Here is a 6,789-nt window from a genome sequence, read left to right as displayed (position 1 = left end):
GTGCTCGAGCTCCTGCTCGAGCACGGCGCCGACCCGAACGCCAAGAACGACGACGGCCTCAGCCCGCTCGACTTGGCCCTGAGCCGCGACCATGCCGAGGGCGCCGAGCGCCTGCGTGAGCACGGCGGCAAGGCCTGACCCCTGTTATTCTTGGCTCCTGTTATTCTTGACTCCATGACCGTCTTCGACCGGCTCCGCGCCGCCTGCGCCACCGTGGTAGGACAAGCCAAGCACGTCCGGCTCGAGCACACGAGGATCCGCCCTTTCGCCCTGTCGCTGCCCCTCGCGGGCGCGGGCGCCCCCGAGTTCGACGCCCGCCATCACTTCGTCGGCGACCCCGAGGCGACGGCCGCTTATGTGCTCATGCTCGACACCGTCAACTTCGGCTCGGGCTACTTTCCCAAGCTTCAAAAGCGCGCGGGGCTCTCCGGCTACTACACCGTCGCCTCCTCGCTCAAGGACCTGTTCGAGGCGCGCGGTGCCCCGGAGGCTGCCGAGCTCGGCGAGATGACGGCGGAAGACTGCGCCCGCATCTTCGGCCAGGACCTAGGCGACGAGGCGAGAAGCGAGCTCATGGGCCTCTTCGCGCAGGCGCTGCGTGAGCTCGGCACCTATCTGCAAAGCGATTTCGGAGGTAGCCCGGCGCGGCTCGCCCTGGCCGCCGAGGGCTCGGCCGAGCGGCTCGTCGCTCTGCTCTGCGAGATGCCCATGTTCCGCGACGTCGCCGCCTACCAGGGCCTCGAGCTGCCCTTTTTGAAGCGGGCGCAGATCACCGTCACCGACCTCTCGCTGGCCTTTAACGGCGGTAGTACCCGCACGAGTACGGCCTCTAGGCCGGGTCTTACCCGCTCCGCAGGGCACTTAGTGACCCTCGACTCTAGCGGGGGCTCAGTGACCCTACCCTGTAGTACCCGCACTAGCGGGGGCCCAGTGGCCCTACCCTGTGGCCTCGGCTACTTCAGGGACTTGGACAAGCTCACCGTCTTCGCCGACAACCTCGTTCCGCACGTTTTGCGCGTCGACGGCCTGCTCCATTACGACGAGGCGCTGGCAGGGCGCATCGAAGCCGGCGAACTCGTCGAGCCGGGCTCGAGCGAGGAGATCGAGATCCGCGCGGCCGCCGTGCATGCGGTCGAGCTCATGACCGTCGTCCTAAAGAGCACCGGTCACCAAGTCTCGGCTCGCGACCTCGACTACCTGCTCTGGAACCGGGGCCAAGGCGAGATCTACAAGCAGCGGCCGCGCCACCGCACCCGGACCGTCTGCTACTGACGCGCCTCCTCGTGGTTAGGGTTTGGTTGCGCTCCCTTGGCTAGACTGGGCTCGCAAAGGAGAAGATCATGGACGACCGGAAGCCGCAAGACCAGCCCGCCGACGACGGCCTGCCCACGCCTGTCCCCACGCCGGACCCCAGCCGCGAGCAGGGCGTCGATCCCAGCCGCAATCAAGGCGACAGTCAGCCGCCCGCCGACGAGGAGGACCTGGACCCGGACGACCCGGACGACTGAATGGCATTCGGCGCGCCGAATGCCCCTCGCCGCCACCGCCGGCGCCCGCTGTGACGGGTACTCGAGGGCGTCTTTGGCAAGACCTGCTAGTGCTCTGTCAATCTTATTTTGATGAGTGATTACGAGGACAAAACAAGTGCGCAAATGTTGCATTTTGCCCCTGCGGCACAGTATATTGCTTCACCTTTGCGCGCAATGACAAGCTTACTTTCACCTGTCAATTTGTGCTTGGCAGAGCACTAGGTGTTTTACGTGCTTTGTCCCGCTCATCGAGTGCCTCTTCATGAATGACAACTTTGAGTTTCATCGCCATGCCTCTTCCTTTCAAACCTTTGCCGTCACGCTGCTGGGCCATTCGTCAGCAAGCGTGCTAGCGCAACCTCGAGCGCCTCCTGGTCAGCCCCGGCGAGCATGCCCAGAGGCCGCAGCGCCAGCCGGTGGTCGAGAGTGAAGAGCTTCATGCGTACGACCGAGGGCGCGGGCAAACCGGCGCTACCAAGCTCGCCAATTGAAACGTCAAGAGGCCAGGCGCTGTGACGCGCGGAGGTAATCATCGCCATCACGCTGTGACCTGCGGGCGTATTGAACGCGGCCTCGCTCGAGACCACCACGGCCGGCCGCCTTTTGCTCGCCAGCTTGTCCGTAAAGGGAAAAGGCAGCAACCACACACTGAACCGTTCAAAGCCCGCCGTAGGCGTCGTCATCTTCCTTTGAGTTCCACTCGCCAAGCGTTGCCGTAAGGGCGCCCAAGTAATCCCTGTCGAGAGGCGGCATTCGCCGCAAGACCACCTGGCCGCCAACCACCTCGAAGATCACCGTGTCACCCTTTTTTACCCCCAGCACCTTGCGGATCGGTGCGGGAATCGTGGCCTGGTATTTCTCGGTAACTTTCGAGCGCGCGCTTTCTTCCATGACCGCAGTATACCCCATACCGTAATACCCCGTTTGTCCCCTAAACAGTTTGTTTGGCTGGTGACAGCGCCACATCCAACTCCAGAACCTCATACTGCACCGGACTGATCGCCTCGTCATCCAGGGCAGCGCTCTCCATATACAGCTCGATGGCCTCTTGAAGATTCTTCCTGACCTCCTCGAGCTCTACTTCCTCGGGTGTCACCTCACCACCCACGACATTTTCAATGATGGCACGGTCGTGGTCGTTGTTGACTCCATACATGCTGTAAACGATGTCGTTTATCTGGTGCTCGAGATCAGCAATCAGCTTGCCGTCCAGAGAAGGTGACTTCTGGGCTTGGATAATTTCAGAGACGAGGGACTCGCGGTAGAACGAGGCTTTCAGGTCGCGGTAGCGCCTGAGCGGTTCGTCAACCTTGGCGAGCTGCTGGGCTCGAGCACAACCCCGGCGGTCTTGAACTGAAAAGTTGGTCGTAAATTGGCAGTAAATTGGCAGTAATCGCCCAAACGAAAACCCCGGCCAGAACCGGGGGTTTCTGTTTGTGCGTCCCTGGCGGAGAGAGCGGGATTCGAACCCGCGGTGCAGGTTACCCCACACACACGCTTTCCAGGCGTGCTCCTTAAACCACTCGGACACCTCTCCAAGCCCACAAAAGCTTAGCAAGTCGCGCGCCCGTGGTCAACGGCAAGGCTGACAACGGGCACGCCTCGAGAGCGGCCGCATAAGAGCAAAAGGCTCACCCTACGCCTTAGTCGCGCCGGACCGACAACGTAAGCCCGCACGACACGCCCCGCCGCGCATCCTGCCTAGAATGGTCAAGAGGTAACATATGAGCCTAAGAGACAGAATCTTCAACCTGACGAGCCCCGAGGATGTCGAGAGCTTTTTGGGGCAGCATCCGACCAGCGTCATCTTCAAGGCGGGCACCTGCCACAAGACCATGCAGGGCTTCGGCTTTTTGCAGGAGCGGTTGCAGGACCGCGACGACCTCATGGTCGGGGTGATCCGCGTGGTCGAGGCCCGGCCGGCCAGCAATCTCGTCGCCGAAAGGACGAACATCGTCCACCAGTCGCCGCAGGTGATCCTCTTCCGCGACGGCGAGGCGGTCTTCGACGCGGACAACTGGAGCATCACCCCCGACGCGCTCGAGGCGGGCTTTCAGCACGTCCCCCACACGCCCACGGGCGGCGCCGTCGGCCAGGTCCAGGCGCAGAGCGACCTGACACCCTACAAGCGCCTCTTGGAGCAGTACCTGTCGGGCGAGATGAGCGACCAGGAGTTCGAGTACACCTACACCACCCTGTTCCGCGACGACGCCAGCTTGCGCGCCAAGGACGAGGTCGAGGTCCTGAACAGCATCTTCGGCGACGTGGACAAGCACATGGAGATGCACATGATGATGGGCGGTCGCACCACCAACCACAGCGCGGTGCGCGAGCGGGCCGAGAGCGCCTACGAGAGGCTTCAGCAGTTGTAGCGTTCACGCCAACCATTGCTTGCAACAGGCCCCGGTGAACCCACTTCGGTTCACCGGGGCCTGTTGGTTTTGAAGCTTGGAGCCACTGGGCTCTTTTAGCTGAGCTTGGAGCCACTGGGCTCTTTTAGCCGAGCTTAGGGCCACTGGGCCCTTTTAGCTCGGCATGAAAAAGATCACCGCGACGATCACCGCCAAGGAACCCAGGGTCGTCGCCACCACCGTGCGGGCGATGCCCTCGTAGTCGCCCTTGACCTCGACGGCGACAACGAACATGGTGACGGCGCTGGGCATGGCGGCCATCAACACGAGCACGCTGAGGTCGAGCCCGCGCAAGCCGAGAGCCGCGCCGACGGCGTAGGCCACGAGCGGGCTGGCCACGAGGCGGTAGAACGAGGCCCGCAAGGCCAAAGCGTCTACGTCCCAGACCCAGGAGCGGTAGACCTGGACGCCCAGGGACAAGAGCATTACGGGAATGGCGGCGTCGCCAAGGAGCGACAGCCCCCGCGTCAGGCTGAGCGGCAGGGGTAGGGCCAGCAGATTGACCCCGAGCCCCGCCAGCGCCGCCCAGATGGGTGGCAGCTTCGCGGCGGCTCTGACTCGCTCGCCCAAGCCCGCCTCCCCGGCCAGGAGGGTGGGGCCCGCCGCGAACATGAGGATCAGCGACAGGACGAAGATGACCACGCCCCGATCCAGGCCTTCGCTGCCGTAGGCGAAGAGGGTGATGGGCAGGCCCATGTTGCCGGTATTGCCGAAGAGGCTCGTGACCATCATGCCGCGCTGCTGCGTGAGCGTGAGCCCCCTCGAGCCCAAAGCGGAGAGAACGGCTAAGACGAGCAGGTAAAGGAGATAGGCCAGCGCGATGAGCGAGGCCGCCGAGAGCGTCAAGGTGGTGCTTACGATCGCCCCGAAGACGAGCGCCGGAATCATGAAGTAGACCGTCAGGCGCGTCAGCGTGTTCATGTCGAGCGCCGGGAAGAGCCGACCCGCCAAGATGCCCACGGCGATGAGAAAGAATGCCGGCAGAACCGAGTTGAGCGTTGTGCCGACGGCGTCCACGCCCAAGCTTATACCAGGCGGCTATCGCCAGGCGCCTGGAGAAGCCAGGCAAAAAAGGACCGGAGGCTCAAGTGCCTCCGGTCGGTCTAGCTTTGGCGTCGACGGGCAATCTTAGCGACTCGCCTCGCTGCCGTTGGGTGCGGGCGGCAGGAGCACGGCGTCGACGGCGTAGACCACGCCGTTGCTAGCCAGCGTACCAGCGTCCAAAAAGCGGGCCTCGTTGACCATCATCTCAGCGCCGTCCTCCTGGCCAGCCACGGTGATGAAGACCTGGTCGCCCTCCAGAGTCGTCATCTCGGTGACCTCGAGGAGGCTCTCGTGGACGAAGAGCCCCTCGGCGACGTGGTAGCGGAGCACGCGCAGGAGCGCCTCCTGGTCGTTCATGAGGTCGGCGAGTTCCGCTTCGGGCAAGAGCATAAAGGCTTCGTCGGTCGGTGCGAACAGGGTGAAGGATCCCTCTGCGGCGAGCGCCTCGAGCAGGCCCGAGGCGTCGAGTGCCTCATAGAGCATGCTGAACCGCATGTCGGCGGCGATGATGTCCAAGATACTGCCCTCGGCGGCGGCGCTCTCCACGGGGCTCTCTAGGGGGCTCGCTGGGGGCCTCTCCGCAGGTTCGCTCGTCGCCTGGGCCAGAGTGAGCAGCAGGGTGAGCAGCAAGCCGAGCAGCAGGGGAAGGATTCGGTAGGTCATTCGGTGGGTCATGATGACTTGTATCCTTTCTTCTTTTGGGAACTGAGGCTAGAATGCCTAGATGAACCTGACAAAGCCTGCAGAACCGAAGCCTACCGGAGCGTTCTATGAAGATGATGGCACAGGGGTGACATACAGGGGTGACATACAGGGGTGACGTAGCGATGGCGGCGAGAGGAGGTTGCATGATTCGCGAACTCGGTAGCGCCGAGGAGATGGCACTCTGCGAGGCGCTCGAGGCCGAGGTCTGGGGCTTGGCGCCCCGTGCGCTGGTGCCCGCCTCGCAGCTCGTGGCGGCGGCGCACGCGGGCGGTCTCGTCGCCGCCGCCTTTCAGGGGCCGCGCGCCGTCGGCTTCGTCTACGGCTTTCCCAGCTTCCGTCCGGAGTTGAGGCCCAGTCCCGGCCACCACTCGCACATGCTGGCCGTCCTGCCCGCCTACCGGGGGCGCGGCCTCGGCCAGGAGCTCAAGCGCTTCCAGCGAGACTGGTGTCTGGCCCGGGGCATCCTCTGGATAACCTGGACCTTCGACCCGCTGCAGCGCAAGAACGCGCGGCTCAACCTGACGCACCTGGGCGCCGAGGCGCTCGAGTACCGCGTGAACGAGTACGGGCCCATGAACGACCGGCTCAACCGGGGCCTGCCGAGCGACCGCCTGCTGGCCCTCTGGGACCTCCGCCGCGAGGCCAAGCCGGCGTCGCCCACAGACGTTGCCGTCAGCGTCCCCACCAGCGTCCCCATCGCGCTGGGGGCGCGCGAAGACGGCCGGCCCGCGCCGCCCAACCTCGGCCTGGACTCGGCCTGGCTGGCCGTCTACAGTCCCGACCTGCTTGAGCTGCTCGAGCGCGGCGCCGATCTGGCCCTGGCCTGGCGGCTGGCCCAGCGCGAGGTGATGAGCCACTATCTGGCGCGCGGTTACGCCGTTACAGCGCACCGCGGTGAGCATTACCTCTTCAGGGGCACAACCACTAAGCCTCCCCTATGAGCCTCCCGAAACTGCTCGGCTCAACTTACCAGGTCACCTTACGCACCTTGTCATTGCGAGCGAAGCGAAGCAATCTCGTATTGTATGCGCCACACGTAAAACAAGATTGCCACGTTGCTTCGCACGACTTCGTACCCGCTCCTTCGTCGCTCCTCGCAA

Annotated in this window: 9 protein-coding genes and 1 tRNA gene; 4 read left to right on the top strand and 6 right to left on the bottom strand. The window is 64.0% G+C overall.

Annotated elements, in window-relative coordinates; all coding sequences use genetic code 11:
• Positions 1 to 174 precede the first annotated feature (174 nt).
• Together M3498_18300 and M3498_18295 are read left to right on the top strand one after the other, a co-directional pair.
• Positions 175 to 1,272, top strand: coding sequence for a queuosine salvage family protein (locus M3498_18300; GenBank protein ID MDQ3461218.1), 1,098 nt, complete (start codon positions 175 to 177; stop codon positions 1,270 to 1,272).
• A gap of 68 nt (positions 1,273 to 1,340) precedes the next feature.
• Positions 1,341 to 1,508 (top strand): hypothetical protein, encoded by a 168-nt coding sequence (locus tag M3498_18295; GenBank protein MDQ3461217.1) that lies wholly within the window; start codon positions 1,341 to 1,343, stop codon positions 1,506 to 1,508.
• A 338-nt stretch (positions 1,509 to 1,846) separates the two neighbouring features.
• On the opposite strand, the gene M3498_18290 is transcribed toward M3498_18295, so the two are convergent.
• The 4 genes from M3498_18290 to M3498_18275 all read right to left on the bottom strand — a co-directional run bounded on the left by M3498_18290 (position 1,847) and on the right by M3498_18275 (position 3,066).
• Positions 1,847 to 2,212 carry a type II toxin-antitoxin system PemK/MazF family toxin gene (locus M3498_18290; GenBank protein ID MDQ3461216.1) on the bottom strand — a complete coding sequence of 122 codons (366 nt, stop codon included), beginning with the start codon at positions 2,210 to 2,212 and terminating at the stop codon, positions 1,847 to 1,849.
• Positions 2,187 to 2,420 (bottom strand): type II toxin-antitoxin system PrlF family antitoxin, encoded by a 234-nt coding sequence (locus M3498_18285; protein MDQ3461215.1) that lies wholly within the window; start codon positions 2,418 to 2,420, stop codon positions 2,187 to 2,189. The genes M3498_18290 and M3498_18285 overlap by 26 nt, the downstream gene beginning before the upstream one ends.
• Before the next feature lie 40 nt (positions 2,421 to 2,460).
• The gene (locus M3498_18280; GenBank protein ID MDQ3461214.1) at positions 2,461 to 2,685 is read right to left on the bottom strand and encodes a hypothetical protein; all 225 of its coding nucleotides are present in this window, start codon (positions 2,683 to 2,685) and stop codon (positions 2,461 to 2,463) included.
• Positions 2,686 to 2,974: 289 nt separating this feature from the next.
• Positions 2,975 to 3,066 (bottom strand) — tRNA-Ser (locus M3498_18275).
• Positions 3,067 to 3,253: 187 nt separating this feature from the next.
• Here M3498_18275 and M3498_18270 point away from each other — a divergent pair.
• Positions 3,254 to 3,901 carry a DUF2847 family protein gene (locus M3498_18270; GenBank protein ID MDQ3461213.1) on the top strand — a complete coding sequence of 216 codons (648 nt, stop codon included), beginning with the start codon at positions 3,254 to 3,256 and terminating at the stop codon, positions 3,899 to 3,901.
• 153 nt (positions 3,902 to 4,054) lie between these two features.
• Here M3498_18270 and M3498_18265 read toward each other — a convergent pair whose 3' ends face one another.
• On the bottom strand, positions 4,055 to 4,957 hold the full coding sequence (locus tag M3498_18265) for an AEC family transporter (GenBank protein ID MDQ3461212.1): 903 nt from the start codon (positions 4,955 to 4,957) through the stop codon (positions 4,055 to 4,057).
• Positions 4,958 to 5,068: 111 nt separating this feature from the next.
• Positions 5,069 to 5,647: a fasciclin domain-containing protein gene (locus M3498_18260; protein MDQ3461211.1), complete on the bottom strand. Its 579-nt coding sequence runs from the start codon at positions 5,645 to 5,647 to the stop codon at positions 5,069 to 5,071.
• A gap of 185 nt (positions 5,648 to 5,832) precedes the next feature.
• On the opposite strand from M3498_18260, the gene M3498_18255 reads away from it, so the two are divergent.
• Positions 5,833 to 6,630: a GNAT family N-acetyltransferase gene (locus tag M3498_18255; GenBank protein MDQ3461210.1), complete on the top strand. Its 798-nt coding sequence runs from the start codon at positions 5,833 to 5,835 to the stop codon at positions 6,628 to 6,630.
• The last annotated feature ends 159 nt before the right edge of the window (positions 6,631 to 6,789 follow it).

The sequence above is a fragment of the Deinococcota bacterium genome (assembly GCA_030858465.1).
Classification (GTDB): domain Bacteria; phylum Deinococcota; class Deinococci; order Deinococcales; family Trueperaceae; genus JALZLY01.
Note: the sequence above shows the minus strand (reverse complement) of the source record. Positions and strands in the feature narration are given on the sequence as shown.

Bases quoted from the DNA above. Each gene is read 5' to 3' on its own strand.
- M3498_18300 (MDQ3461218.1), top strand. From the start codon at position 175: ATGACCGTCTTCGACCGGCTCCGCGCCGCCTGCGCCACCGTGGTAGGA.
- M3498_18295 (MDQ3461217.1), top strand. From the start codon at position 1,341: ATGGACGACCGGAAGCCGCAAGACCAGCCCGCCGACGACGGCCTGCCC.
- M3498_18290 (MDQ3461216.1), bottom strand. From the start codon at position 2,212: ATGACGACGCCTACGGCGGGCTTTGAACGGTTCAGTGTGTGGTTGCTG.
- M3498_18285 (MDQ3461215.1), bottom strand. From the start codon at position 2,420: ATGGAAGAAAGCGCGCGCTCGAAAGTTACCGAGAAATACCAGGCCACG.
- M3498_18280 (MDQ3461214.1), bottom strand. From the start codon at position 2,685: ATGTATGGAGTCAACAACGACCACGACCGTGCCATCATTGAAAATGTC.
- M3498_18270 (MDQ3461213.1), top strand. From the start codon at position 3,254: ATGAGCCTAAGAGACAGAATCTTCAACCTGACGAGCCCCGAGGATGTC.
- M3498_18260 (MDQ3461211.1), bottom strand. From the start codon at position 5,647: ATGACCTACCGAATCCTTCCCCTGCTGCTCGGCTTGCTGCTCACCCTG.
- M3498_18255 (MDQ3461210.1), top strand. From the start codon at position 5,833: ATGATTCGCGAACTCGGTAGCGCCGAGGAGATGGCACTCTGCGAGGCG.